The sequence below is a fragment of the Intrasporangium oryzae NRRL B-24470 genome (assembly GCF_000576595.1).
Taxonomy (GTDB): domain Bacteria; phylum Actinomycetota; class Actinomycetes; order Actinomycetales; family Dermatophilaceae; genus Intrasporangium_C; species Intrasporangium_C oryzae.
Genome location: NZ_AWSA01000019.1, coordinates 55,830 through 81,245 on the forward strand (window position 1 = coordinate 55,830; position 25,416 = coordinate 81,245).

The window sequence follows — 25,416 nt, forward strand, 5'->3', positions numbered from 1 at the left end:
CCACAACCCTGTGCTGGGTCGCGCGCTGCCCGGAACGAAGACCGAAGGACTGAATTGTTGATGGGAACGATCGGGACCCTGGCCCCCGCGGCGACCTCCTCGTCGGGAGCGGGCGGGCTGCTCATCCTCGCTCTGCCGCTGCTCCTCATCGGGTGGCTCTTCTGGACCAACAGCCGTCGCGTCAGGCAGATGCGCTCCTTCAGCGAGTCGCTCAACGTCGGTGACCAGGTCGTGACCTCCTCGGGCATCTTCGGCACGATCCGCCAGCTCGACGCCTCGACCGCCTGGCTCGAGGTCTCCGAGGGCACCATCATCCGGTTCGACCGGCGCGCCCTCGCCATGAAGCAGGCCGAGGTCGCCTCGAGCCCGGCCACGAGCGAGGGGTCGACCGAGGCCCCCGAGACCGGTCAGTGAGTCGACACGTGGCACGCAGCAGCACCCGCACGTCAGCAGTCCGCAGCCTTCTCGCGCTCCTCGTCATCATCCTCGGGCTCGGCGCCCTCGCCGGCGGCCTCAAGGTCTGGAGCGACGGGCAGCTGACGCCGCGCCTCGGCCTCGACCTCCAGGGCGGCACGGAGATGGTCCTCGAGCCCTCCCTCGTCGGCAACGAGCAGGTCACGCCGGGCCAGGTCAACCAGGCCGTCGACATCATCCGCCAGCGCATCGACGCCAACGGCGTCTCCGAGGCGGAGATCGCGACCCAGGGCGGCCGCAACATCGTCGTCTCGATCCCCGGCACGCCCTCGCAGGAGCAGCTCGACGCGATCCGCAAGCCCTCCCAGCTGCGGTTCCGCGCCGTCTTCGTCCAGGCGCTCGGCAGCTCGCCGGCTGCGGCCCAGCCCTCCGGCACGCCTACGACGACCCCGACCGGCACCCCGACCGGCACGGCCACGGGAACCGCGACCGGCACCCCGTCGGCGACGACCCCGGCGCCCAGCACGACGGCCGCCAACGGTGTCGTGCCCGACGCCTTCAGCGCGGCGACGACCCCGGCGCCGACCCCGACCGCCTCCGGCGCCGCGACTCCGGCGACCGGCGCCACGCCGACCGCCACGCCGACGGCACCGACGTCCGCCGAGCAGGAGGCCGCCATCAAGGCCCAGGCCCTGCAGGGCCTGACCGGCCTCGGCTGGGACAAGGCCAAGGCAGAGGCCGCCGCTGCGAAGGTCGCCAAGGACTACGTCGCCCTCGACTGCAGCGTCCCCGGCGCCGTCGACAAGATCGTCGACGACCCCGCCCAGCCGTTGGCCACGTGCAGCGACGACCGCACCACGAAGTACGTCCTCGGCCCGGTCGAGATCGACGGCAGCCAGATCGCCGACGCCACGAGCGGATTCCAGCCCGGCCCCAACGGCCAGCCCACCTCCATCGTCGAGGTCGCCCTCTCGTTCAAGGACGCCGGGAAGGCCAAGTTCGCCGAGGTCACCAAGCGCCTCTACGGCATGCAGGGCCAGCCCCCGATGGACCAGTTCGCCGTCGTGCTCGACAAGTCCGTCATCACGGCCCCGCAGGCCCGCGCCGTCATCACCGACGGCCGCGCCTCGATCACCGGCTCGTTCACGATCGACTCGGCGAAGGCCCTCGCGCAGCAGCTGAAGTTCGGTGCCCTGCCGATCTCGTTCAAGCTGCAGACGCAGGACAACATCACGCCCCAGCTCGGTGAGGAGCAGCTCAAGCTCGGCCTGCTCGCCGGCCTCATCGGCCTGATCCTCGTCGTCATCTACTCGATGTTCCAGTACCGCGCCCTCGGGTTCGTCACCGTCGTCTCGCTCCTCGTCGCGTCGCTGATGACCTACCTCGCCGTGACGGTGCTCGGGACGACGCACGGCTTCCGCCTGACCATGGCCGGTGTCACCGGTCTCATCGTCGCCATCGGTGTCACCGCCGACAGCTTCATCGTCTACTTCGAGCGCATCCGCGACGAGGTCCGTGACGGGCGACCCCTCGTCGCCGCCGTCGAGACCGGCTGGAAGCGCGCCCGACGCACGATCATCGCCGCCGACACGGTCAACTTCATCGCGGCCCTCGTGCTCTACCTGCTCGCGTCGAGCAACGTCCGTGGCTTCGCGTTCACCCTCGGGCTCACGACGATCATCGACCTCGTGGTCGTCATCCTCTTCACCCACCCGACGGTCCAGCTGCTGGCCCGCACGGAGTTCTTCGGTGGCGGCCACAAGTGGTCGGGTCTCGACCCCGAGCGCCTCGGCGCCAAGGAGAGCCCCCGCTACCGCGGCCGCGGCCAGTTCGGCAATCCGGCGCCGGTTGCGACGCGTTCGGCCCGTCTCGCCGAGGGGAAGGCCCAGGCATGATCAACTTCGCTCAGTTCGGCAACGACCTCTACACGGGCCGTCGCTCGATCGAATTCATCAAGCGGCAGAAGACGTGGTACGCCATCTCCGGCGTGCTCGTCGTCCTCGCCCTCGTCGGGATCTTCGTCAAGGGCCTCAACTTCGGCATCGAGTTCAGCGGCGGGTCGGAGTTCCGAGTCCAGGGCGTGAGCAACAGCCAGGGCTACGAGCAGAAGGCACAGACCGCCGTCAACGAGGCCGGCATCGGCGGCAACGTCGTCGCGACGATCGTCGGCCAGGACACCGTCCGGGTGCAGACCGAGGCCGCCTCGGAGAAGACCAACGAGGCCAAGACGGCCCTTGCGGAGGCGTTCGGCGTACCGGCCGGGCAGGTCAGCTCCTCGCTCATCGGCCCGAGCTGGGGTGAGACCGTCAGCCAGCAGGCGATCCGTGGCCTCATCGTCTTCCTCATCCTCGTCACCCTCGTCATGGCGCTCTACTTCCGGACCTGGAAGATGGCGGTCGCAGGCCTGGTGGCGCTGCTCCACGACCTCGTCATCACGGTCGGCATCTATGCCCTGTTCGGCTTCGAGATCACGCCCTCGTCGATGATCGGCTTCCTGACGATCCTCGGCTACTCGCTCTACGACACCGTCGTCGTCTTCGACAAGGTGCGCGAGAACACGGCCGAGGCCTTCAGGACCAAGCGGATGACCTACTCCGCCGCGGCCAACCTCGCCGTCAACCAGACCCTCGTCCGGTCGATCAACACGACGGTCGTCGCGCTGCTGCCCATCGCCGCGATCCTCGTCGTCGGGTTCACCGCGCTCGGCCCGGGCACGCTGCTCGACCTCGCCCTCGCGCTCTTCATCGGTATCGGGGTCGGCGCCTACTCGTCGATCTTCATCGCGACACCGCTCCTCGTCGACCTGCGTCGCAACGAGCCGGCCGTCAAGGCGCTCGACAAGTACGTCGCCCGCCACGCGAAGGAGGCCGCCGTCGCCGGCGTCGACACCCGCGAGCCGGCGATCGTCGGCGCGGACGGCGCCGCGGTGGTCGAGGGTCAGCAGGCTGTCAGCCCGGCCGAGGCCGGCTACCGCCCGGTGCACAAGTACGCCCAGGCCGGTCCCCGCAACCAGCCCAAGCGGGCACCGAAGTCGAAGCGGTGACCGGCGTGGCCGAACTCCACGCGGACGAGTCCGTCGCCGAGCTCGTCGCGAGCCGACTGCGTGACATCCCCGACTTCCCCAAGCCGGGGGTCCTCTTCAAGGACTTCACCCCGCTGATCGCGGACGGACCGGCCCTGGGTGCTCTCGTCAGGGACATCGCTGATCGCTACCGCGACCGCGTCGACGTCATCGTCGGGATCGAGGCGCGCGGCTTCATCCTCGGTGCAGCGGTCGCCTACGAGCTCGGGCTCGGGATGGTCCCCGTCCGGAAGGCGGGCAAGCTGCCGGGCGAGACGCTCCGCGAGTCCTACGCCCTCGAGTACGGCACGGCCGAGATCGAGGTGCACAACGACGCCTTCGAGGTGGGCCAGCGCGTACTCGTCATCGACGACGTCCTCGCCACCGGGGGGACCGCCGAGGCGGCCTGCTCGCTCGTCGAGCGGGCCGGAGCCGAGGTCGCCGCGATCGAGGTCGTCCTCGAGCTCGCCTTCCTCGACGGGCGGTCCCGTCTCGGTGACCGGACCGTCAACGCGATCCTCACGGTGTGATCTCAGGGCGACCCCCTAGACTCTGTTCATGAGTGAGGATGTCCGCGGCGAGCTGAGCACCCCGTCCCGGGTGCGCGCTCGGTTCGCCCGGTTCGGCGCGACGCGCCCGACCGGCAACCCGGTCCTCGAGCCGCTCATGACCGTCGTCCGGCACAACCACCCGAAGGCCGACGTCTCGGTCATCGAGCGGGCGTATGCCGTGGCCGAGCGGGCCCACGAGGGCCAGATGCGCAAGAGCGGCGACGCCTACATCACGCATCCTCTCGCCGTCACGACGATCCTCGCCGAACTCGGCATGACACCCCCGACCCTCGCCGCGGCGCTGCTGCACGACACCGTCGAGGACACCGACTACAGCCTCGACGAGCTGAAGCGCGACTTCGGCGACGAGATCGCCATGCTCGTCGACGGCGTGACCAAGCTCGACAAGGTGACCTACGGTGAGGCGGCCCAGGCCGAGACCGTGCGCAAGATGGTCATCGCGATGGCCCGCGACATCCGCGTCCTCGTCATCAAGCTCGCCGACCGGCTCCACAACGCCCGCACGTGGCGCTACGTCTCGCCCGAGTCGGCCCGGCGCAAGGCCAACGAGACGCTCGAGATCTACGCGCCGCTCGCACACCGCCTCGGCATGAACACCATCAAGTGGGAGCTCGAGGACCTTGCGTTCGCCACGCTCTACCCCAAGGTGTACGACGAGATCGTCCGCCTCGTCGCGGAGCGGGCTCCCGCCCGGGAGGAGTATCTCGCCGGCGTCCGCACCCAGGTCATGGAGGACCTGACGGCGGCGAAGATCAAGGCGACGGTGACGGGCCGGCCCAAGCACTACTACTCCGTCTACCAGAAGATGATCGTGCGGGGCCGCGACTTCGAGGAGATCTACGACCTCGTCGCCGTCCGCGTCCTGGTCGACACCGTGCGCGACTGCTACGCCGCGCTGGGCGCCCTCCACTCGCGATGGAACCCGGTCCCGGGCCGGTTCAAGGACTACATCGCGATGCCGAAGTTCAACATGTACCAGTCGCTCCACACGACGGTCATCGGCCCGCAGGGCAAGCCGGTCGAGATCCAGATCCGGACGCACACGATGCACCGTCGCGCCGAGTACGGCGTCGCGGCCCACTGGAAGTACAAGGACCAGGCGGCCAACGGCGGGGGAGCGCGCCCCGGTGAGATCACCCCCCAGAACGACATGGCGTGGCTGCGCCAGCTGCTCGACTGGCAGCGCGAGACCGAGGACCCGGGCGAGTTCCTCGACTCGCTGCGCTTCGAGATGGGCTCGAGCGAGGTCTACGTCTTCACCCCGAAGGGTTCGGTCGTCGCCCTGCCGGCGGGCGGCACGCCGGTCGACTTCGCGTATGCCGTCCACACCGAGGTCGGGCACCACTGCATCGGTGCCCGGGTCAACGGGCGCCTCGTGCCGCTCGAGTCGACGCTCGAGAACGGCGACGTCGTCGAGGTGCTCACCTCCAAGGCCGACGGCGCCGGCCCCAGCCGCGACTGGCTCCAGTTCGTCAAGAGCCCCCGCGCCCGCAACAAGATCAAGGCCTGGTTCTCCAAGGAGCGCCGCGAGGAAGCCATCGAGGCGGGCAAGGAGAGCATCGCCAAGGCCCTGCGCAAGCAGAACCTCCCGCTCCAGCGCCTCATGAGCCACGAGTCGATGACCGCCGTGGCGACCGACCTGCGCTACCAGGACATCGAGGCGCTCTACGCGGCTGTCGGAGAAGGGCACGTCTCGGCGCAGCACGTCGTCGGCAAGGTCGTCGCCTCGATGGGCGGCGTGGAGGGAGCGACCGAGGACCTCGCGGAGGCGACCGTTCCAACGCGGGCGGCCTCACGTCGCCGGCCTGGCGATCCCGGCGTCGTCGTCGTCGACACCCCCGACGTCTGGGTCAAGCTGGCCAAGTGCTGCACGCCCGTGCCGGGCGACCCGATCCTCGGCTTCGTCACGCGGGGCAGCGGCGTCTCGGTCCACCGGGTGGACTGCACCAACGCCGCCCAGCTCACGGCCAACCCGGACCGGCTCATCGACGTCGAGTGGGCTCCGTCCTCGGCGAGCGTCTTCCTCGTGCAGCTCCAGGTCGAGGCGCTCGACCGCAGCCGACTGCTCTCGGACGTCACCCGCGTGCTCTCCGACCAGCACGTCAACATCCTCTCGGCGTCCGTGCAGACCTCGCGCGACCGGGTCGCGATCTCCCGCTTCACCTTCGAGATGGGCGACCCCACCCATCTCGACCACGTCATCAAGGCCGTCCGCCGCATCGACGGCGTCTTCGACGTCTACCGCGTCAACGGCGGCAAGTCGACCGCCTGACCACACGGGCCCAGCACGTATGCCGCTGGGTAGCGGTCCGCGGCCGACGTGCCCTGCCAGCCCGGCGGCATACCCCGTGGTCCTCGGTCGGGACGCGAACGGCCACCCGACTCAGGGAGCCGGGTGGCCGTTCATGACGTGTGGTCGCTCAGCCGCCGAACTCGGCGACCCCCGCGCGGGCCTGGTCGAGCCACGCCTGACGCGCCTCGAGGGCCTCGCGGGCCTTCTTGATGCGGCTCGCATTGCCCGAGGCCTCGGCCTTGGCGAGGTCGGCCTCGAGGTCGGCGACGGCACGCTCGAGCTGGTCGACCATGGCCCGGGCCCGGGCGGCAACCTCGGGGTTGCTCGACTTCCAGCGGTGGTCCTCGGCGTCGCGGACCGTCTGCTCGATCCGGCGCATGGCCTTCTCGACCCGGTCCATGTCGGCCCGCGGAACCTTGCCGGCGGCATCCCACCGGTCCTGGATGCTGCGCAGCTGGGCCTTGGCCTTCTCGAGGTCGGTGACGGGCAGGATGGCCTCGGCCTCCACGAGGAGGGCCTCCTTGACCGCGAGGTTGCCGCGGTACTGCTCCTCCTCGGCGGCGACGACCTCGTCCTTGGCCGAGAAGAACGCGTCCTGGGCGGCCTTGAAGCGACCCCAGAGCCGGTCGTCGTCGGACCTCGAGGCCCGGCCGGCGTGGCGCCACTCGTCCATGAGGCGCTTGAAGGCACCCGCCGTCGCGGCCCAGTCGGTGCTCGTTGCGAGCTTCTCGGCCTCGTCAACGAGGCGCTCCTTCGCGGCCTTCGCCTCCGCGTGGGCGGCGTCGAGGCCCGCGAAGTGGCTGCGCCGGGCCTTGTCGAAGCCGTTGCGGGCCGCGCTGAAGCGCTGCCACAGGGCCGACTCGGTGTCGCGGTCCAGCCGGGTGGCGGCGCGCTGGTGCTGCTTCCACTCGTCGAGCAGCTCGCGCATGCGCGCCCCGCTCGTCTTCCACTGGATCTTGTTCTCGGGCTGCGCCGCGATCGACTCGGCCTCCGCGACGATCCGCTCACGCTCGGCGGTCGCTGCCGCGCGGGCCTCGGCCCGGTGCTGCTGCTCGACGGTGCGCTTCGCGGCGATACCGGACTGGATCTCGTCGAGCTTGCTGGCGAGCGCGTCGAGGTCGCCCACGACGGCCGCGTCAGCGACCTGGGCGGTCAGCGTCTTGAGGCCGTCTTGCACGTCCTTGGACGGCACCTCAGGCTGCGCGAGGCGCTGCTCGAGCAGGACCGCGGAGGCGAAGAGCTCGTCGTACTTGCGGGCGAAGTACGTGAGGGCCTGCTCGTCGCTCGCGCCGGGGTAGGAGCCGACCTCCTTCTCGCCGTCGGTCGTCCGGACGTAGACGACGCCGTTCTCGTCGACCCGGCCGAAGGCGGCCGAGGCCGAGTGGTCGGTCGTGATGAGCGCGGGGGCCGCCGGCGTCGGCGGGTGCGGGACCGCCTTGGCGATGGCCGCCGGGGTCGGGATGGCGCTCGGCTTGGGGATCGAGGCCGGCGTGGGGGCAGCGGGAGCCGCCGCAGCCGGCGCCTCCTCGGATGACGGGGCCTCCTCGGATGAAGGGGCCTCCTCGGCCGGGGCCTCCTCGGACGAAGGGGCCTCCGGAGCGGACTCGGCCGTCGACGGCGCATCCGACTCCGCGGCCGGAACCTCCGCGGCCGGAACCTCCGCGACGGGCGCCTGGCCGTCCTCCGTGGTCGCCTCCGTGGTCGCCTCCGGGGCCTCCACCGGGGCCTCCACCGGGTTCTCCACCGGGGTGGTCTCGTCGGGCTCGGGCTGGATGATGTCCGTCATGCCTTCTTCTCCGTGACGTCGACGCTGAGGATGCTGATGGGCGAGACCGGGGTGCCGTCGGTCGGGTTGGGGGCGAGCGCCTTGTTGGCCGCGATCTTGTCGACGATGTCGAGCCCGCCGGTCACCTTGCCGAAGATCGTGTAGCCGCCGCCCGCGGTGGGCAGCTTGGTGTCCTTGTAGGTGATGAAGAACTGGCCGCCGTTGCTGTTGGGGTCCGAGGTGCGGGCCATGGCGAGCGTGCCTGCAGGGTACGTGCCGTCCTTCGGGGCGTTCTCGATGCCGAACGTGTAGCCGGGACCGCCGGAACCGGTGCCGGTCGGGTCGCCGCACTGGAGGACGTAGATGCCCTCGGTCGTGACGCGGTGGCAGGGGCTCGGCGCCCAGTACTGCTCCTTGGCGAGGTTGAGGAAGGACGCGACCGTCTGGGGGGCCTTCGTCCCGTCGAGCTCGAAGGTCAGGGTGCCGCACGTCGTCTTGATGGTCGCGATGAAGGTCTTGCCGGCCGCGGTGGCCTTGTCGGGCACCTTGGTCAGCGACTTCGGGTTGGCCTGGGGCGCGGGGGGAGCAGTGCAGCCGGCTGCGAGCTTCTGACCTGCGGCGAGTCCGCCGGTGCTCGTCGCCGACGCCGTCGACGTAGCCGTCGACGTGGCCGCCGCGGTCGGGGTCGCGTTGTCCTGGTTGCCGATGATCTTGGGCACGGCGATGAGGGCCGCGATGACGAGGATGACCGCGAGGATCACACCGAAGACCTGCTTGTCGCGTGTCGCGTCGCTCACCGGCGGCTTGACGGTCTTCTGCTTCTCCTCGTGGCGGCGACGCGCACGCGCGCGTTCCTGCTGCTTGGTCACAAACCTCTCCTCGAACGGGCCGTGCGGGTTGTCCCCGGGCGTCCGGTCATTTTAGGGACACGTCGAACTCGAGACACAGTGGGTTGGTCACGAGTCAGTGAAACCCACTCTTCCATGCGCACGAACGCGGCGCGCCCAAGTCTCTCCCGCGCACTAGGCTCGCGCCGTGCTGACGATCGCGTTCCCTGCCCAGGCGTTCGACACCAACTGCTACGTCCTCGCGCCGAGCGCGGGGGAGGAGTGCGTCATCGTCGACCCGGGCATCGGCGTCGTGGAGACGCTCCGGGAGGTTCTCGCGGAGCACCGGCTGCGGCCGGCCGCCGTCCTGCTCACTCATGGCCACGTCGACCACGTCTACTCTGTGACCCCGGTCTGCGGGACCGACACGGCGGCCTACATCCATGCCGACGACCGATACCGGCTCACCGATCTGCTGGGGCGCAGCAACCCGGGCCTGCTCGCGATGCTCGAGCAGCAGTTCGGCAGCCGCGCCACGTGGACCGAACCGAGCACCGTCGTCGAGATCCGCGACCGCGCGCGTCTCACCCTGGCCGGCATGGAGTTCGACGTGCACCACGCGCCCGGGCACACCGAGGGCTCCGTCATGTTCGGTATCGACCGCGTCCCCAACGGCATCCGCGACCAGGTCGACGTCGACCGGACGATGATCACGGGCGACGTCCTCTTCGCCGGCTCGATCGGCCGGACCGACCTCCCCGGCGGTGACGACGCGGCGATGCGCCGCAGCCTGCGGGACGTCGTGCTGCCCCTCCCGGACACGACCCTCGTCCTGCCCGGGCACTACCAGGCCACGACCATGGCCCACGAACGGGCCACCAACCCCTACCTGAAAGACTTGTCCGCGTGAGCACCCCCCAGGCCAAAGTGACCCCGATCAGCGGCTTCCCGGAGTTCCTCCCCGCGGAGCGCATCGTCGAGCAGCGCTTCCTCGACGTCATCCGCGAGACGTTCGAGCTCCACGGGTTCTCCTCGATCGAGACACGTTCCATCGAGCCGATCGAGCGCCTGAGCTCGCAGGGTGAGGACGCCGACAAGGAGATCTATGCCGTCTCCCGGCTCGCGGGCGGTGGCGACGAGGAGGCCCGCTGGGGTCTGCACTTCGACATGACCGTGCCGTTCGCGCGCTACGTCCTCGAGAACTCCGGCAAGCTCGCCTTTCCCTTCCGGCGCTACCAGATCCAGAAGGCGTGGCGGGGCGAGCGTCCCCAGGAGGGCCGCTACCGCGAGTTCACCCAGGCCGACATCGACGTCGTCGACGTGGGCCAGCTCTCGCCGCACTTCGAGGCGGAGATGCCGCTCGTCATCGCCGACGTCTTCAGCAAGTTCCCGGTCGGCGAGTTCGTCATCCAGGTCAACAACCGCAAGATCCCCAACGGCTTCTACCAGGGGATCGGCCTGACGGATGTCATCGGGACGCTGCGCATCGTCGACAAGCTCGACAAGATCGGCCCCGAGAAGGTCAAGGCGCTCCTCGTCGAGTCGGGTGCCACCCCGGAGCAGGCCGACCAGTGCCTAGCCCTCGCGGCGATCCGGACCGACGACCTGTCGTTCGTCGACCGGGTCCGCGCCCTCGGGGTCGAGCACCCCCTCCTCGACGAGGGTCTCGAGTCCCTCACGGAGGTCATCCGCACCGGGATGGCGCACGCCCCGGGCAAGCTCGTCGCCGACCTGCGGATCGCGCGCGGCCTCGACTACTACACGGGCACGGTCTACGAGACCCAGTTCATCGGCCACGAGTCGTGGGGCTCGTTCTGTTCGGGCGGCCGCTATGACGCCCTCGCGTCGGACGGCCGCAACACCTACCCCGGCGTCGGCATCTCCATCGGGGTCACCCGCATCCTCGGCCTGCTCATCGGGAGCGGTCTCGTGACGGCCTCCCGGTCGACACCGGCGGCCGTCCTCGTGGCCCTCAAGGACGACGCGTCCCGCGAGGAGGCGGTGGCGGTGGCGACGGAGCTGCGCCGTCGTCGGATCGCCTGCGAGGTCGCGCCCTCGGCCGCGAAGTTCGGCAAGCAGATCCGCTACGCCGAGCGTCGCGGCATCCCCTTCGTGTGGTTTCCGGGCGCGGGCGGGTCGGGCGACGAGGTCAAGGACATCCGCTCGGGCGAGCAGGTCCCGGCCGACGCGTCGTCGTGGCTGCCAGACCCGGCCGACCTCGTGCCTGCGGTCACGCGTATCGGCTGAGCCCCACGCCGGAAGCCCGCGGCCACCGGCTCACCCCGCCGGTGGCCGCAGCCCCTGGTCACGCAGCTCGAGCGTGGCGAGGGCCCGGATGACGTCGGCATCCCGGCGCCGCCACGCCCCTGCAGGGTCGTCGGAGATACGGGCGAGCGCCGTCATCGGCTGGTTCGCCATGGCCCGCAGGGCGAAGAGGTCGAGGTCCTCGGTCGCGTCGATGAAGCGCTGTGCGCTCGTGGCGCGGCGCACGAAGCGCCACCGGAGCACGCCCCAGCAGCCGACGACGAGGACGATGGGCAGCAGGGCCGTCAGCCAACCGAGCAGGGTCGCGAGGGTGTCGATCGTCGACGACATGGACAGCCCGGCGTTCTTCAGCGTCGTGCCGGAGCCCGCCGCCTGGTCCAGCCACCCCTGGAGGTCGTCGCCGACGGCCGGGATCCGCCCGGCCTGCCGGCCGGCTCCCGTGAGCGCGTCCTGGACCGACTGCCCGGCCGAGGTGATCGAGTCCGCAGGTGCTCCGAGGCGGGCCACCGTGTCGTGGACCTGGCGTCCGGCCCAGACCCACAGACCGATCCACAGCAGGACGAGCACGTCGGCGACCAGCTGCCGCGTCCGGCGGGCGGTGGTGTCGGCGTAGAGCTTCACGAGGTGCCTCCCAGGGTGCTCAGCTGGTGCCACATGGCCGCCGCCGCGACGGCCAGCAGCGCGAGAAGGTAGACGAGGACGAGCCGGGTGTCGCCGAGCAGGCAGCGCGAGCGGAGCAGCCCGGCCCGACGGGCGCGCCAGTAGCCGGCGAACCCGAGACCGGCGAAGACGGCGAGCGCCCACGGCCCGGCCAGCCACGAGAGGAGCGAGACCGTCGCGAAGACGCAGAGGCGCAGCGGGTCGTATGCCGCTGAGCCGCGATCCGCTGTCGGCTCGGGTGCCGTCGGGGTCAGGTCCACGGCGCTTCCGTACCCGGCGGGGTGAGGGGGTCCAACCTCGGGACGGGGGTGAGGGCCCTGGGCTTCCTGGTCGGTCATCGGCCGCTCAGACGGTCGAGCTGACATAGGCGATGAGCCCGATGCAGGCGCCCCCGCCGACGACGATGACCGCGGCGAGCCCGAGGAGGAACCCGGCGGCATACGGCCGCATCTCCTCGATCGCCATCAGGACGGTGCCGGCGAGGACGCCGAACAGGACGCCCCCGACGAGGAGGGTGGCCCCACTGGACCACCCCAGCGACGTGCCAAGCAGGGCGGCGAGGTAGACGACGGCCGCGAGGGCGCCGAGGAGCCGCTTGCGTCCGTGGCGCCGGGGCGTCGGCTGCTCCCACGGGCGGTCGTCGGTTCCCGGTGGTCCGGGTCGCGGAGCGTCGGGGTCCGGCGACTCGTTCTGTGGGTCGTCGGGCGGCGGGATCGTCATCGTGCTCCTTCGGCGGAGGGGCGAGGTCGTCGGGGCGGTGGGGGGTGGACGAGGTCGCGGAGGGAGTCCCTTCGCGGGCCAGTGCACGGGGTCAGTGCACGAGAGGCAGCTGTCGCTCGGACCGGGTCGACAGCCGCTGCCGGGCGAGGCGGGGCCACGCCTGGACCGCGCAGAACGGCGCGCACTGGTCGGCGGAGTCGGGGCCGCGGGTCCCGACGTGGACGCAGCACTGGGTGAGGCGCTCCTCGATCATCGTCGACACGTCCATGAACGGCTTGACGGTGATCCGGACGACGCGCTCGGCGAGGAGGCGGCGCAGCCGCTTCTGGTGGCCCGGGAGTCTCGAGCCCGCCAGCGTGGCGAGGGTCCCGACCCCGATGTCGCAGCTGTCGCAGATGCCCCGCCAGAGGTCGCCCACCTGAGGGTGTGACAGCGAGGACTGTTCGCTGAGCAGGCCGAGGACCGACTCCTTGACGACGGCCCGCAGCTCGGCAGACACGGCCTGGTCCACGACACGGTTGGCCACGAGGTCGGGGGCCAGCTCGAGCCACTCGAGCAGCCGCTCGTGCCCGACCGCGCGGGTCAGCGACGTCCACGAGCCGGCGTCGTCGCGCAGGAGGTAGCCGACCGACGCGCAGTGCGGGTGCGAGCACGGGAGGGCGGTGAGGTCACGCCAGGTGACGAGCCCACCCGTCTGGGGCCCGAGCCGCGCGAGGACGCCCGTGTGCGTGAGCCGGTCGAGCGGGTCGAGCGGGCCGCTCCGTCCGCTGCCGAACTGGGGCTGGATCGAGATGCCCCCGACGTACGGCGTCTCGAGGGCGCGCAGGACGACGTGCCCGATCTCGCCGTCGTTGACCCCGAGGGCGGCCGTCATCGTCAGGGTCATGAAGACCTCGGCGGCGGCGAGACGCTCGATGGCGAGGTCCTTGAAGCGCCGGATGTCGGCGCCGCGGTGGTGCCGGGAGGACTCGGCGCTCTCGCCGTCGTACTGGAGATAGACCTCGACCCGGTCGCGGTGGCGGTGGAGCAGGTCGACGAGGGCGTCGTCGCGGGCGATCGTCAGCCCGTTGGTGTTGACGAGGATCCGCACGATCGGCCGTTCGACGAGCGCGGCGAGCAGCTCGGGCAGGTCGGGGTGGAGGGTCGGCTCGCCGCCCGAGAGCATGAGGACGTCGAGCCGTCCGTCCTCACGGGCGATCCGGGCGTCGACGTTGGCGAGGACGTCGGCGATCGAGGCGACCCCGCGCAGCGAGGGCGCGGAGTCGGCGAAGCAGGTCGGACATCGCAGGTTGCAGTGCTCCGTCAGGTCCTCGAGGAGGATGCAGGTGTGCTGCGTCTGCATCGCCGGCAGGCCGTACTCGTAGGCCTCGGGGACCGGAAGGAGGTTGCCGACGCGGTCGGGCACGTGGGACTTCGTCGGGGCCGTCCACTGCTCGAGGTAGGTGAGGATCTCGGGCGACTCGTCGTAGAGCGTCCGCACGAGGCCGTGCTCACGGCAGGCCCGCTCGAGCCAGATCCGCCCGTCGCGCTCGGCGAGCCACCCGCTGAGGCGCGGGACGTCGGCGAGCTCGCGCTCCGGGCGGTCGTGGTGACAGCGGGGGCAGAAGGCATTGACGTAGCGGTGGATCCGGTCGCCCCGCAGTCCGCGCCCCGGTCCGGTTGGGACCGCCATCAGCGGCGCGCCGGCCAGGTCGCGAGGGCGTGGGGCAGGTTCGGCGTCATGCCACCTCCTGGGTGATCGGGGGGACCGGTGCGATCGGGGCGGTGTGGCGTGCGGGGCGCAGGACTCGGGCGGCGCGCCACAGCACGAGGGGTCCCAGGGCGAGGAGGAAGAGCTGGGGCCGGGTCAGCCCCAGCCACGCGACCTCGTTGCCCCGGACGAACTCGACGAGGAAGCGGAACACGGCATACGCCGCGAGGTAGACCGTGAGCAGGCCCGCGGGCTCCTCGAGCCGGTCGCGGTGGCGGACGACGAGCGCGAGCGCCAGGAGGTGGAACGCGATCTCGTAGAGGAACGACGGGTGGAGGGGCACACCAGCGACTGCGCCGGTCCGGGCCGCTGCCGCCGGGTCGAGGACGATGCCCCAGTCGTGGCCGGTCGGCGAGCCCGGGTCCTCGGTCAGGAGGCACCCGACCCGGCCGATGGCGAGGCCCGCCGCGACGGCCGGCGCGAAGAGGGCGCCGGTGCGGCCGCGGTACCCGGTCAGGCGCTTGCCCGCCAGCGCCCCGGCATACGCGCCGGCCAGGCCACCGAGCACGCTGCGGTTGCCGTAGAGGAACTGCGCCACGAACCCGGCGTTCGCGCTCGGGTCCAGGTGCTGGAACCACGTCCCGGCATACATGAAGACGCCACCCCACGAGAGCGCCACGGCGACGACGGCCCAGAGCCTCGGGTCGGCCATGCGCCGACGGCGCATCTCGGCGCCGAAGACGAGCGTCGCGACGAGCAGACCGAGCGCGACGAAGGCCTCGTGGGCCGGGATCCCGACCCCCAGGACCTCTCCGAGGACGGGGTGCATGGGGGAACTCTGGCACGGCGCGTGCCGCAAGCGTGGGAGCACACGTGATGCGCGTCAGAGGCCCGTGTCGGCGTGGCTACAGTTGTGGTGCCGGCCCCCTCAGGACCGGCCGGCCCGGTGCCCCTCGCGGGGCCGCGGAGCAGATCAACGACGATCAGACACAAGGATGTGCAGAGCAATGAAGGTCGGTATTCCCCGCGAGGTGAAGAACCACGAGTACCGGGTGGCGATCACGCCCGCCGGTGTCCACGAGCTCGTCCGCAACGGCCACGACGTCTTCGTCGAGCGCGACGCCGGCGTCGGCTCGTCGATCCTCAACGAGGACTACGAGGCGGCCGGGGCGAAGATCCTCGACGGCCCCGACGAGGTCTGGGCCACGGGTGACCTGATCCTCAAGGTCAAGGAGCCGATCGCGCAGGAGTACGACCGGATGCGCGAGGGCCAGACCCTCTTCACCTACCTCCACCTCGCCGCCGACCGGCCGCTCACGGAGGAGCTCTGCAAGCGCAAGGTCACGGGCATCGCCTACGAGACGGTGGAGCTGCCCGACCGGAGCCTGCCGCTCCTCGCCCCGATGTCCGAGGTCGCGGGCCGGCTCGCCCCGCAGGTGGGCGCCCAGGCCCTGATGCGCGCCCAGGGCGGCCGCGGTGTCCTCATGGGCGGCGTGTCAGGCGTCTACGCGGCGAAGGTCGTCGTCATCGGCGCCGGCGTGTCCGGCATGAACGCCGCCGCCATCGCCCTCGGCATGCAGGCTGAGGTGCTCCTCCTCGACCGCGACGTCAGCCGCCTGCGCAACGCCGACTTCGTCTACCAGGGCCACTGCCAGACGGTCGCATCCAACGCCTACGAGATCGAGCGTGCGATCTCCGACGCCGACATGGTCATCGGCGCGGTCCTCGTTCCCGGTGCCAAGGCGCCCAAGCTCGTCACCAACGAGCAGGTCGCCCGCATGAAGCCGGGCTCGGTGCTCGTCGACATCGCGATCGACCAGGGCGGCTGCTTCGAGGACTCCCGCCCCACCACGCACGCAGACCCGACCTACAAGGTCCACGACTCGGTCTTCTACTGCGTCGCCAACATGCCGGGTGCCGTGCCCCACACGAGCACCTACGCGCTGACCAACGTCACCCTCCCGTATGCCGTCGAGCTGGCCAACCGGGGCTGGCGCGACGCGCTGCGCGCCGACCGTGCGCTCGGCCTCGGCCTCAACACGCACGACGGCCATGTGACGTATGCCGGTGTCGCCGAGGCCCATGGCCTCGACGCGATCACCCTGGAGGAGGCCCTCTCCTGACGGAGGTCACGCCTGCGCCGCCCCGGACGACTCGCCTCGAGCGGGACGTCCGGGGGTGGCTCGACCACGTCCGTGTCGAGCGGGGAGCCTCCGAGAACACCCTCAGCTCCTACGAGCGTGACCTGCGCAAGTACCGCGAGTACCTCGCCGACCGCGGGGTCGACGACGCGGCCCGCGTGACCGAGGCGGACGTCTCGGACTTCCTCGCCTCCCTGCGCGAGCGGGGCCTCGCCGCGTCCTCCGCCGCGCGGACCCTCGTCGCCGTGCGCGGGTTCCACCGCTTCCTCGCGCTCGAGGGCACCGTCCCGACCGACCCGGCCGGCAACGTCGCGCCGCCGAGGCCACCATCGCGCCTGCCCAAGGCGATCTCCGTCGAGTCCGTCGAGCGCCTCCTCGCCGCGGCCTCGGTCGGCGACACGCCCGAGTCGCTTCGCGACCGCGCCCTCCTCGAAGTGCTCTACGGCGTCGGCGCGCGGATCAGCGAGGCGGTCGGCATCGACGTCGACGACATCGACTCCGACCCGGTCGGGCAGGGAGGCGCCTCGGTCGGTGCCGTGCGGCTCCGCGGCAAGGGGGGCAAGGAGCGCATCGTCCCGGTCGGGCACTACGCCCTCGACGCCGTGTCCGCCTACGTCGTCCGGGGCCGTCCGGCGCTCGCGGCCCGCGGCAGAGGCGGACCCGCGCTCTTCCTCAACCAGCGCGGGGCTCGGCTCTCGCGGCAGTCGGCCTGGGCCGTCATCCAGCGAGCGGCCGAGCGGGCCGGGCTGTCGGGGATCTCGCCGCACACCCTGCGGCACTCGTTCGCGACCCACCTGCTCGACGGCGGGGCCGACGTCCGAGTCGTCCAGGAGCTCCTCGGCCACGCCTCGGTCACGACGACACAGATCTACACGATGGTCTCCGTGACCCGACTCCGCGAGGTCTATGCGGGGGCTCACCCCCGTGCCCGCTGATATGGTCACTCGTGATCGGCGAGAGGCCGACCGAGTGCACAGGACGGGCACGACCGAGCGGAGCGGAACACCCGGTGAACGAGGAGTCACACGAGACCATGCAGTCCGAGCACCTCGACCGGCCCGACACGGCCGGCGACGGCGGGGCCACGTCGTGGCCCGGAGCCGGGGGTGCGCCGCGGAGGCCCGGTGCCGAGTCCTCCAACGGTTCGGCACGCAGGTCGGACGACGGCCTCACCGACGGACTGAGCGACGGGCTCACCAACGGCGGTGAGCTGGGTCCGACCGGCCGGCCCGAGCCGCACTTCCCCGAGCCGCCCCCGCTGACGAGCCACGGCCCTGCCCGCGTCATCGCCATGTGCAACCAGAAGGGTGGCGTCGGCAAGACGACGACCGCGATCAACCTCGGCGCCGCGCTGGCCGAGCTGGGCCGCAAGGTTCTCGTCATCGACTTCGATCCCCAGGGGGCGCTCTCGGTCGGCCTCGGCGTCAACGCCCAGGAGCTCGACCTGACGATCTACAACCTCCTCATCGAGCGGGGCCACGAGATTCACGAGGTGATCGTGCCCACCCGGACCCCCAACCTCGATGTCGTGCCGGCCAACATCGACCTCTCGGCCGCCGAGGTCCAGCTCGTCGGCGAGGTGGCCCGCGAGCAGATCCTCGCCCGGGCCCTGCGCCCCGCCCTCGACGAGTACGACGTGATCCTCATCGACTGCCAGCCCTCGCTCGGCCTGCTCACGGTCAACGCCCTGACGGCCTCGCACGGGGTCATCATCCCGCTCGAGTGCGAGTTCTTCGCCATGCGTGGCGTGGCCCTGCTCATCGACACGATCGACAAGATCACCGACCGCCTCAACCCGCGCCTGCAGGTCGACGGCATCCTCGCCACGATGTACGACAGCCGGACCCTGCACAGCCGCGAGGTCGTCCGCTCCGTCGTCGACCACTTCGGCGACCAGGTCTTCCACACGGTGATCAGCCGGACGGTCAAGTTCCCCGACGCGACGCTCGCCGCCGAGCCGATCACGACGTACTCCTCGGACCACTCCGGCGCAGGGGCCTACCGCCAGCTCGCACGAGAGCTCATCGCGCGTGGCGGCGCGGCCTGACGCGGCGAAGGATGCGATGACCGAGCACGACACCGTCGACCGCGCGCCGGTCGACGAGACCCCCGCGCTGCCTCCCGCGGGTGCGGGAGACGACCTCGTGCCGGGTGGCGTCATCACGCGACGGGCGGCTGCGCCCTTCGAGGTGCACCTCGACGTCTTCAGCGGGCCCTTCGACCTGCTCCTCGGACTCATCAGCAAGCACAAGCTCGACATCACCGAGGTCGCTCTTGCGCAGGTCACCGACGAGTTCGTCGCGCACATCAAGGCCGCCCAGGCAGCCGACGGCGACTGGGACCTCAGCCAGGCGTCCGAGTTCCTCCTCATCGCGGCGACCCTGCTCGACATCAAGGCCGCCCGCCTGCTCCCGCAGTCCGGCCCGCAGGACGACGAGGACCTCGCGCTCATCGAGGCCCGCGACCTGCTCTTCGCCAGGCTGCTCCAGTACCGCGCCTACAAGCAGATCGCTGCGACGTTCCAGGAGCGGATGGCGACAGCCGGCCGGATGACACCACGCCAGGCGGGCCTCGAGCCGGAGTTCGCGAGCCTGCTTCCCGAGCTCGTCATCGCGGTCACCCCCGAGCAGTTCGCCATGATCGCCGCCCGGGCCATGACCCCCCGGATCCCGCCCACGGTCGGCCTCGACCACCTCCACGCGCCGCAGGTGAGCGTCCGCGAGCAGGCCGCGATCATCGTCGAGCGGATCCGGTCGAGGGGGCAGGTGTCCTTCCGCGCTCTCGTCGCCGACGCCGACAGCACGCTCGTCATCGTCGCGCGGTTCCTCGCCCTGCTCGAGCTCTTCAAGGAGGCCGCCGTGGCCTTCGAGCAGGCGGAGGCCCTCGGCGAGCTCGACGTACGATGGACGGGCGCCGAGCAGGGCGACGTCTCCATCGACGACGAGTTCGACGAGCTCGACGACGAGGATGGCAGGGAAGGCGGAGAAGATGGCGACCGTCGAGACCCCGAGACGGTCGCGCGGCGACCCGGCGTCCGCGACGCCCTTCCCGACGCCCCCGAGTCGGAGACCGACGACCGCACGGCCCGGCCGGCAGGAGCAGACGAATGAGTGACCAGGCGGCAGCGGCCCGCGAGCCCGTCGAGCCGGCCGAAGGCGGCGACGAGCAGATCGCCTTCGACATCAACGACTTCCCGGGCGGCGCCAGGTCGGCCCTCGAGGCCGTCCTCATGGTCGTCGACGAACCGGTGAGCGAGGTCGCCCTCGCCTCCGCCCTCGAGCTGCCCGTCGAGGACGTCACGGCTCACCTCCACGCCCTCGAGGAGGAGTATGCCGCGGCGCAGCGCGGTTTCACCCTGCGCAACGTGGCCGGCGGGTGGCGGGTCTACAGCCGGGCCGACTTCGCGCCCGTCGTCGAGAAGTTCGTCCTGGACGGCCAGCAGGCCAGGCTGACCCAGGCGTCGCTGGAGACCCTGGCCGTCATCGCGTACCGTCAACCCGTGTCCCGGGCCCGCGTCAGCGCGGTCCGCGGCGTCAATGTCGACGGCGTCGTGCGCACCCTGCTCTCGCGAGGCCTCATCGAGGAGCTCGATGACACCGGTGAGAGCGGTGCCGTGCTCTACCGGACCACCTCCTACTTCCTCCAGCGCATGGGCCTGACGTCCCTCGACGACCTCCCCGCGCTGGCCCCCTACCTACCCGATGCCGATGTCATCGACGAGCTCATCGAGGAAGGACACGCATGAGCGAACACTCGAGGTCCCCCCGCCAGCCCCGCAAGAAGGCCTCCGGGTCGGGCGCAGGATCGGGCGGGCGGTCCGGCGCACCCGGCGGGCGAGGCAAGGCCGGCAGCGGCCGGTCGAGCGGCAAGCCTGGCGCGGCGTCGGGCGGACGGTCCGGGACGAGGTCCGGCGGCAAGAGCGGGGCCCGGTTCGCGGGATCCACCAAGCCGAGCCAGCCGACCAAGCTCCCCCCGCGCCAGAGCGCCCCGACGATCGACGTCCACGACCCCGACGGCGTCCGGCTCCAGAAGCTCATGGCCGCCGGCGGCGTCGGGTCCCGACGGGTCTGCGAGAACCTCATCGCGCAGGGCCGGGTCGAGGTCGACGGCCAGGTCGTCACCGAGCTCGGGGTCCGCATCGACCCCAAGCGCCAGACCGTCCACGTCGACGGCGTCCGTGTCAACCTCGACGAGGACCGCGTCTACCTCGCCTTCAACAAGCCCAAGGGCGTCGTCACGACGATGAGCGACGAGCTCGGACGCGTCTCGCTCGCCGACTATGTCGGCAACCGCGAGGAGCGGCTCTTCCACGTCGGCCGGCTCGACGCCGACACCGAGGGCCTGCTCCTGCTCACCAACGACGGCGACCTTGCGCACCGGCTCCAGCACCCGGCATACGGCGTGCTCAAGACCTACCTCGCGACGATCCGCGGGCCCGTCCAGCGCGACGTCGGCAAGCGCCTCCGGGAGGGCATCGAGCTCGAGGACGGCCCGGTCGCCGTCGACTCGTTCCGGGTCGTCGACTCGCAACCCGGCAAGGCGCTCGTCGAGATCGTCCTGCACGAGGGGCGCAAGCACGTCGTGCGGCGCATGCTCGACGCCGTCGGGCACCCGGTCCTCGAGCTCGTCCGAACCGAGGTCGGCCCGATCCGGCTCGCCGACCTGAAGTCGGGGCGCACGCGCCGGCTCAACAAGGCCGAGATCGGCGCCCTCTACAAGGCGGCCGGCCTCTGACGCGGACCGCCGCTCCGTGCGGCGGCCGGGTCGTTACGCTGACCGCGTGAGCACGAGCGTCCGCATCATCGGGACCGGGCTGATCGGCACCAGCCTGGGGATCGCCCTGTCGTCGGCCGGCTTCGCGGTCACCCTCGAGGACCCGTCGCCGACGGCCGTCCGGCTCGCCCGGGACCTCCGTGCCGGGTCGCTTGCGACCGAGACTGACGCTGACCCCGACATCGTCGTGGTCGGCGCGCCCCCGGACGTCACGGCGCAGGTCGTCGTCGACGCGCTCTCCCGGTGGCCGCACGCCGTCGTCACCGACGTCGCCTCGGTCAAGGAGTCGGTCCTGCGGGACGTGCTCGCCTCGGGCGTCGACGCGACCCGCTACGTCGGCTCGCACCCCATGGCCGGACGTGAGCGCTCTGGTGCAGCAGCGGCCCGCGGAGACCTCTTCGACGGGCGGGCCTGGGTCGTCGTGCCGCATCCCGACACGACGGAGGAGTCCGTGCGCCGCGTCCGCGAGCTGGCCCTCGCTGTCGGCGCGGCCGTCCGCGTCATGCCCGCGCACGAGCACGACGAGGCCGTCGCGGCGGTCTCGCACGTCCCGCAGCTCGCCGCCAGCATCGTCGCCTCCTGCCTGCGTGAGCTCCCCGAGTCGGCCGTGGGCCTCGCCGGCCAGGGCCTGCGCGACGTCACGCGCATCGCCGCCAGCGACCCGCGGCTGTGGACCCAGATCCTCGCCGGCAACGCGGCCGCAGTGCGCGACGTGCTGCGGCACGTCCGCGACCAGGTCGACGACGTGGTCACGGCCCTCGACGGGATCGTCGAGCGCGACGGCGCGGGCTCGCTCGGCACCCTGAGCCACGTGCTCGAGGCGGGCAACCTCGGCCACGCGCGGATCCCGGGCAAGCACGGAGCTGCACCAGCGGCATACGTCGTCGTCTCGGTCGTCGTGCCCGACGAGCCGGGAGCGCTGGCTCGACTCCTCGGCGACATCGGCAGCGCCGGGATCAACCTCGAGGACCTGCACCTCGAGCACGGGCTCGGACAGGCGGTCGGCGTCGCCGAGGTCTCGGTCGTGCCCGCGTCGGTGGAGCCGCTCCGCACCGAGCTGGCCCGCCTGGGCTGGCGCGTCCACGACTGAGCAGCGCCCGGACGCGGTCCGGCCCGCTCCCCGCCGCGCACTAGGCTCTGGCGCATGTCTGAACGCCCCGTGACCCAGCCCGACGCCCAGCTCTCCGGTTTCGTCGTCGCCATCGACGGGCCCTCGGGCTCCGGCAAGTCGAGCGTCTCGAAGCAGGTCGCCCGAACCCTCGACTTCGGCTACCTCGACACGGGCGCCATGTACCGCGCCCTCACGTGGTGGTGTCTCGAGGAGGGCGTCGACCTGGCGGACGAGGCTGCGGTCATCGACGCGGCCGAGGCGTTCCCCCTCACGATCGGCACCGACCCCGACGCTCCGACCGTCGAGGTCGCCGGACACGACGTGGCGGCAGACATCCGGGAGACCCGGATCTCCACCCAGGTGTCGGCCGTCGCCGGCGTCATCCCCGTCCGCGAGATCATGCGCCGGCTCCAGCGTCGGCTCATCTCCGAGGCGGGCGCGTCCCGGGGCGGGGTCGTCGCCGAGGGGCGAGACATCACGACCGTCGTCGCGCCGGACGCCCCAGTGCGCATCCTCCTCACGGCCTCCGAGGAGGCCCGTCTCGCCCGACGGTCGAAGGAACTGCACGGCCACGACGGCGCCGAGGCCGTGGCGGCCACACGCTCGCAGATCGTCGACCGCGACAAGGCCGACTCGGCCGTCTCCCAGTTCACCGTCGCCGCCGACGGCGTGACGACGGTCGACACCTCCGACCTCGACTTCGACGGCTCGGTCGCTGCGGTCCTGCAGGTCGTCGCGGCCGCACGCGCATGAAGGCCGTCGTCGCGCCCGACCCACGGCGCGCCAGGGCGGGGCGCCGGGTCGGCCAGGCGATCTTCCACACCCTCTACCGGGGCGTCCACCACCACGCCGAGCGGGTGCCGATGGACGGGCCCGTCATCCTCGTCGCCAACCACGCCGCCTTCCTCGACGGCCCCCTCGTCTTCTCGCTCGCCCCTCGGCCGGTCAACTTCCTCGTCAAGCAGGAGGCCTTCCACGGTCCGTTCGGGTGGGTCATCAGTCAGGTCGGCCAGATCCCGATCGACCGTTCCGTGGGCGACCGGACGGCCCTCGCGACGGCGAGCGCCGTGCTCGAGCGCGGGGGAGCGGTCGGCATCTTCCCGGAGGGCACGCGCAACGAGGGGCACGTCGAGGAGGTCAACCAGGGTGCCGCCTGGATCGCCCTGCGCACCCGCGCGCGCATCGTTCCCGTGGCCGTGCTCGGGACGCGGGTCGAGGGTGCGTCTCCCGACGCCTGGCCGCGCCCACGAGCCACGCTCGTCGTCGACTTCGGCGAGCCCTTCGCGCTCGAGGCCGACCCGTCGGTGCCCGGCCGTGACCGGCTGCGGAGCGCCAGCGACCAGCTGCGCGACGCACTCGCGTCACACGTACGTCGTGCGCGGGTGGAGAATGGTGCCTCAACTGAACTTCTGTGATTCGAGGAAACCGTGACTGACGAGACCGCCCGCCCCGCCGAGGACGAGGGTGCTCCGATCGCGACCGAGGACGACGCCGCCGTCGAGCGGGCCCTGCGCGCCGGCCTCTCCGACTTCGAGCTGAGCCCCGAGGACGAGGCGCTTCTCGCCGCCCAGGGCCCGTATGCCGCTGACGAGCTCGCGCAGGGACCGCTCCCCGTCGTCGCCGTCGTCGGCCGTCCCAACGTCGGCAAGTCGAGCCTGGTCAACCGCATCCTCCGGCGGCGCGAGGCCGTCGTCGAGGACGTCCCCGGCGTCACCCGCGACCGCGTCTCCTACGAGGCGGAGTGGGGTGGCCGCCGCTTCACCCTCGTCGACACGGGCGGGTGGGAGGCCGACGCGAGCGGCATCCACCTGCGCGTCGCCGAGCAGGCCGAGATCGCAATCGACCTCGCCGACGTCGTCATGTTCGTCGTCGACGCGACGGTCGGCGCGACCGACGACGACGAGGCCGTCGTCAAGCTGCTGCGAAAGTCGGGCAAGCCGGTCGTCCTCATCGCCAACAAGGTCGACGACGAGCGGGGAGAGGCCGACGCCGCCGCGCTCTGGAACCTCGGTCTCGGGCAGCCCTACCCGGTCTCGGCCCTGCACGGGCGCGGGAGTGGCGACGCCCTCGACGCGGTCCTCGAGGTGCTCCCCGAGTTCTCGGCGCACGGCGCCTACGCCCAGGGCGGTCCGCGACGGGTCGCCCTGATCGGTCGCCCCAACGTCGGCAAGTCGAGCCTGCTCAACCGGCTCGCCGGCTCCGAGCGGGTCGTCGTCGACAACATTGCCGGGACGACGCGTGACCCGGTCGACGAGCTCATCGAGCTCGGCGGCACGACGTGGCGCTTCGTCGACACTGCGGGGATCCGGCGCCGCGTCCACCAGACGCGCGGAGCCGACTTCTACGCCTCCCTGCGCACGCAGACGGCCCTCGAGAAGGCCGAGGTCGCGGTCGTCCTCATCGACGCGGAGCAGCCGATCGCCGAGCAGGACATCCGCGTCATCCAGCAGGTCATCGACGCCGGCCGTGCCCTCGTCATCGCCTACAACAAGTGGGACACCCTCGACGAGGAGCGCCGCTACTACCTCGAGCGCGAGATCGAGAAGGAGCTCGTCCAGGTGCCGTGGGCTCCCCGGGCCAACATCTCCGCACGGACCGGCCGCCACATGGACCGGCTCGTGCCAGCGATCGAGACCGCGCTCGAGTCGTGGGACACCCGCATCCCGACGGCGAGGCTCAACGCCTTCCTCGGCGAGATCGTCGCGGCCCACCCCCACCCCGTCCGAGGGGGAAAGCAGCCGCGCATCCTCTTCGCGACCCAGGCCTCGACCCGCCCGCCCCGGTTCGTCATCTTCGCCTCGGGCTTCATCGAGGCGGGCTACCGCCGGTTCCTCGAGCGGCGCCTGCGCGAGCAGTTCGGCTTCGAGGGCACCCCGATCGAGGTGTCGGTCCGGGTCCGGGAGAAGCGTCGGAGGTGAGCCTCACCCAGCCCCTGCGGGCGCGGCGGCCCGTGTCGGCCCCCGATTCGGTTGCAGGGCAGCAGGTGCGCTATGGTTTCGTTCGCCCCGAGGGGCACACGGGCTGTGGCGCAGCTTGGTAGCGCACTTGACTGGGGGTCAAGGGGTCGCAGGTTCAAATCCTGTCAGCCCGACCGTGTGTGATGTCCCGAGACACCGTTGACAGG

At 71.5% G+C, this 25,416-nt stretch carries 24 protein-coding genes and 1 tRNA gene; 18 read left to right on the forward strand and 7 right to left on the reverse strand.

The window, feature by feature from the left end:
- Nucleotides 1-60 precede the first annotated feature (60 nt).
- Genes N865_RS10555 through N865_RS10575 form a run of 5 tightly spaced genes read left to right on the forward strand, consistent with a single transcriptional unit; the run spans nt 61 to nt 6,319 of the window.
- On the forward strand, nt 61-414 hold the full coding sequence (locus N865_RS10555) for a preprotein translocase subunit YajC (protein ID WP_051510448.1): 354 nt from the start codon (nt 61-63) through the stop codon (nt 412-414).
- Between the two features lie 8 nt (nt 415-422).
- Nucleotides 423-2,309: a protein translocase subunit SecD gene (gene secD, locus N865_RS10560; protein ID WP_034805266.1), complete on the forward strand. Its 1,887-nt coding sequence runs from the start codon at nt 423-425 to the stop codon at nt 2,307-2,309.
- Nucleotides 2,306-3,457 carry a protein translocase subunit SecF gene (secF, locus tag N865_RS10565; protein WP_034805269.1) on the forward strand — a complete coding sequence of 384 codons (1,152 nt, stop codon included), beginning with the start codon at nt 2,306-2,308 and terminating at the stop codon, nt 3,455-3,457. Before secD ends, secF begins: the two co-directional genes overlap by 4 nt.
- A gap of 5 nt (nt 3,458-3,462) precedes the next feature.
- The gene (locus N865_RS10570; protein WP_034805359.1) at nt 3,463-4,005 is read left to right on the forward strand and encodes an adenine phosphoribosyltransferase; all 543 of its coding nucleotides are present in this window, start codon (nt 3,463-3,465) and stop codon (nt 4,003-4,005) included.
- A 28-nt stretch (nt 4,006-4,033) separates the two neighbouring features.
- Nucleotides 4,034-6,319: a RelA/SpoT family protein gene (locus N865_RS10575; RefSeq protein WP_034805272.1), complete on the forward strand. Its 2,286-nt coding sequence runs from the start codon at nt 4,034-4,036 to the stop codon at nt 6,317-6,319.
- A 148-nt stretch (nt 6,320-6,467) separates the two neighbouring features.
- On the opposite strand, the gene N865_RS10580 is transcribed toward N865_RS10575, so the two are convergent.
- On the reverse strand, nt 6,468-8,126 hold the full coding sequence (locus N865_RS10580) for a DUF349 domain-containing protein (RefSeq protein WP_245603725.1): 1,659 nt from the start codon (nt 8,124-8,126) through the stop codon (nt 6,468-6,470).
- A complete protein-coding gene (locus N865_RS10590) occupies nt 8,123-8,974 on the reverse strand; it encodes a peptidylprolyl isomerase (RefSeq protein ID WP_034805276.1) in 852 nt (283 codons plus the stop codon). Before N865_RS10590 ends, N865_RS10580 begins: the two co-directional genes overlap by 4 nt.
- A gap of 166 nt (nt 8,975-9,140) precedes the next feature.
- On the opposite strand from N865_RS10590, the gene N865_RS10595 reads away from it, so the two are divergent.
- Together N865_RS10595 and hisS are read left to right on the forward strand one after the other, a co-directional pair.
- Nucleotides 9,141-9,842 carry an MBL fold metallo-hydrolase gene (locus tag N865_RS10595; protein ID WP_034805280.1) on the forward strand — a complete coding sequence of 234 codons (702 nt, stop codon included), beginning with the start codon at nt 9,141-9,143 and terminating at the stop codon, nt 9,840-9,842.
- Complete coding sequence (gene hisS / locus N865_RS10600) at nt 9,839-11,179, forward strand: histidine--tRNA ligase (protein WP_034805284.1); 1,341 nt, start codon at nt 9,839-9,841, stop codon at nt 11,177-11,179. Before N865_RS10595 ends, hisS begins: the two co-directional genes overlap by 4 nt.
- 30 nt (nt 11,180-11,209) lie before the next feature.
- On the opposite strand, the gene N865_RS10605 is transcribed toward hisS, so the two are convergent.
- The 5 genes from N865_RS10605 to N865_RS10625 form a co-directional block, all read right to left on the reverse strand.
- Nucleotides 11,210-11,818 carry a membrane protein gene (locus N865_RS10605; protein ID WP_034805288.1) on the reverse strand — a complete coding sequence of 203 codons (609 nt, stop codon included), beginning with the start codon at nt 11,816-11,818 and terminating at the stop codon, nt 11,210-11,212.
- The gene (locus tag N865_RS10610; protein ID WP_211244890.1) at nt 11,815-12,117 is read right to left on the reverse strand and encodes a hypothetical protein; all 303 of its coding nucleotides are present in this window, start codon (nt 12,115-12,117) and stop codon (nt 11,815-11,817) included. The genes N865_RS10605 and N865_RS10610 overlap by 4 nt, the downstream gene beginning before the upstream one ends.
- Nucleotides 12,118-12,202: 85 nt before the next feature.
- Nucleotides 12,203-12,577, reverse strand: a complete 375-nt coding sequence (locus N865_RS10615; RefSeq protein WP_034805292.1) for a hypothetical protein — start codon at nt 12,575-12,577, stop codon at nt 12,203-12,205.
- A 91-nt stretch (nt 12,578-12,668) separates the two neighbouring features.
- On the reverse strand, nt 12,669-14,249 hold the full coding sequence (locus N865_RS10620; RefSeq protein ID WP_034805295.1) for a radical SAM protein: 1,581 nt from the start codon (nt 14,247-14,249) through the stop codon (nt 12,669-12,671).
- A gap of 46 nt (nt 14,250-14,295) precedes the next feature.
- Nucleotides 14,296-15,096: a prolipoprotein diacylglyceryl transferase gene (locus N865_RS10625; RefSeq protein WP_034805300.1), complete on the reverse strand. Its 801-nt coding sequence runs from the start codon at nt 15,094-15,096 to the stop codon at nt 14,296-14,298.
- Between the two features lie 178 nt (nt 15,097-15,274).
- On the opposite strand from N865_RS10625, the gene ald reads away from it, so the two are divergent.
- The 11 genes from ald to N865_RS10680 all read left to right on the forward strand — a co-directional run bounded on the left by ald (nt 15,275) and on the right by N865_RS10680 (nt 25,383).
- The gene (gene ald, locus N865_RS10630) at nt 15,275-16,390 is read left to right on the forward strand and encodes an alanine dehydrogenase (protein ID WP_034805302.1); all 1,116 of its coding nucleotides are present in this window, start codon (nt 15,275-15,277) and stop codon (nt 16,388-16,390) included.
- Nucleotides 16,387-17,343, forward strand: a complete 957-nt coding sequence (xerD, locus tag N865_RS10635; RefSeq protein ID WP_034805305.1) for a site-specific tyrosine recombinase XerD — start codon at nt 16,387-16,389, stop codon at nt 17,341-17,343. Before ald ends, xerD begins: the two co-directional genes overlap by 4 nt.
- Nucleotides 17,344-17,417: 74 nt before the next feature.
- Nucleotides 17,418-18,455: a ParA family protein gene (locus N865_RS10640; RefSeq protein WP_034805308.1), complete on the forward strand. Its 1,038-nt coding sequence runs from the start codon at nt 17,418-17,420 to the stop codon at nt 18,453-18,455.
- Nucleotides 18,456-18,471: 16 nt separating this feature from the next.
- Nucleotides 18,472-19,518: a segregation and condensation protein A gene (locus N865_RS10645; RefSeq protein ID WP_034805367.1), complete on the forward strand. Its 1,047-nt coding sequence runs from the start codon at nt 18,472-18,474 to the stop codon at nt 19,516-19,518.
- Nucleotides 19,515-20,153 (forward strand): SMC-Scp complex subunit ScpB, encoded by a 639-nt coding sequence (gene scpB, locus N865_RS10650; protein ID WP_034805311.1) that lies wholly within the window; start codon nt 19,515-19,517, stop codon nt 20,151-20,153. Before N865_RS10645 ends, scpB begins: the two co-directional genes overlap by 4 nt.
- Nucleotides 20,150-21,142, forward strand: coding sequence for a pseudouridine synthase (locus N865_RS10655; RefSeq protein ID WP_034805313.1), 993 nt, complete (start codon nt 20,150-20,152; stop codon nt 21,140-21,142). Before scpB ends, N865_RS10655 begins: the two co-directional genes overlap by 4 nt.
- A 46-nt stretch (nt 21,143-21,188) precedes the next feature.
- Complete coding sequence (locus N865_RS10660; protein ID WP_034805315.1) at nt 21,189-22,271, forward strand: prephenate dehydrogenase; 1,083 nt, start codon at nt 21,189-21,191, stop codon at nt 22,269-22,271.
- 54 nt (nt 22,272-22,325) lie between these two features.
- Complete coding sequence (gene cmk / locus N865_RS10665) at nt 22,326-23,045, forward strand: (d)CMP kinase (protein ID WP_034805317.1); 720 nt, start codon at nt 22,326-22,328, stop codon at nt 23,043-23,045.
- Nucleotides 23,042-23,707, forward strand: a complete 666-nt coding sequence (locus N865_RS10670) for a lysophospholipid acyltransferase family protein (protein WP_034805318.1) — start codon at nt 23,042-23,044, stop codon at nt 23,705-23,707. Before cmk ends, N865_RS10670 begins: the two co-directional genes overlap by 4 nt.
- A 12-nt stretch (nt 23,708-23,719) precedes the next feature.
- Nucleotides 23,720-25,210: a ribosome biogenesis GTPase Der gene (der, locus tag N865_RS10675; protein WP_034805323.1), complete on the forward strand. Its 1,491-nt coding sequence runs from the start codon at nt 23,720-23,722 to the stop codon at nt 25,208-25,210.
- A gap of 99 nt (nt 25,211-25,309) precedes the next feature.
- Nucleotides 25,310-25,383: transfer RNA gene (locus tag N865_RS10680), tRNA-Pro, on the forward strand.
- The last annotated feature ends 33 nt before the right edge of the window (nt 25,384-25,416 follow it).

Excerpts from the sequence above, each read along its gene's own strand:
- N865_RS10555 (WP_051510448.1), top strand. The coding sequence starts at position 61 with ATGGGAACGATCGGGACCCTGGCCCCCGCGGCGACCTCCTCGTCGGGA.
- secF (WP_034805269.1), top strand. The coding sequence starts at position 2,306 with ATGATCAACTTCGCTCAGTTCGGCAACGACCTCTACACGGGCCGTCGC.
- N865_RS10575 (WP_034805272.1), top strand. The coding sequence starts at position 4,034 with ATGAGTGAGGATGTCCGCGGCGAGCTGAGCACCCCGTCCCGGGTGCGC.
- N865_RS10580 (WP_245603725.1), bottom strand. The coding sequence starts at position 8,126 with ATGACGGACATCATCCAGCCCGAGCCCGACGAGACCACCCCGGTGGAG.
- N865_RS10615 (WP_034805292.1), bottom strand. The coding sequence starts at position 12,577 with ATGACGATCCCGCCGCCCGACGACCCACAGAACGAGTCGCCGGACCCC.
- N865_RS10620 (WP_034805295.1), bottom strand. The coding sequence starts at position 14,249 with ATGGCGGTCCCAACCGGACCGGGGCGCGGACTGCGGGGCGACCGGATC.
- N865_RS10625 (WP_034805300.1), bottom strand. The coding sequence starts at position 15,096 with ATGCACCCCGTCCTCGGAGAGGTCCTGGGGGTCGGGATCCCGGCCCAC.
- ald (WP_034805302.1), top strand. The coding sequence starts at position 15,275 with ATGAAGGTCGGTATTCCCCGCGAGGTGAAGAACCACGAGTACCGGGTG.
- N865_RS10645 (WP_034805367.1), top strand. The coding sequence starts at position 18,472 with ATGACCGAGCACGACACCGTCGACCGCGCGCCGGTCGACGAGACCCCC.
- scpB (WP_034805311.1), top strand. The coding sequence starts at position 19,515 with ATGAGTGACCAGGCGGCAGCGGCCCGCGAGCCCGTCGAGCCGGCCGAA.
- N865_RS10655 (WP_034805313.1), top strand. The coding sequence starts at position 20,150 with ATGAGCGAACACTCGAGGTCCCCCCGCCAGCCCCGCAAGAAGGCCTCC.
- cmk (WP_034805317.1), top strand. The coding sequence starts at position 22,326 with ATGTCTGAACGCCCCGTGACCCAGCCCGACGCCCAGCTCTCCGGTTTC.
- N865_RS10670 (WP_034805318.1), top strand. The coding sequence starts at position 23,042 with ATGAAGGCCGTCGTCGCGCCCGACCCACGGCGCGCCAGGGCGGGGCGC.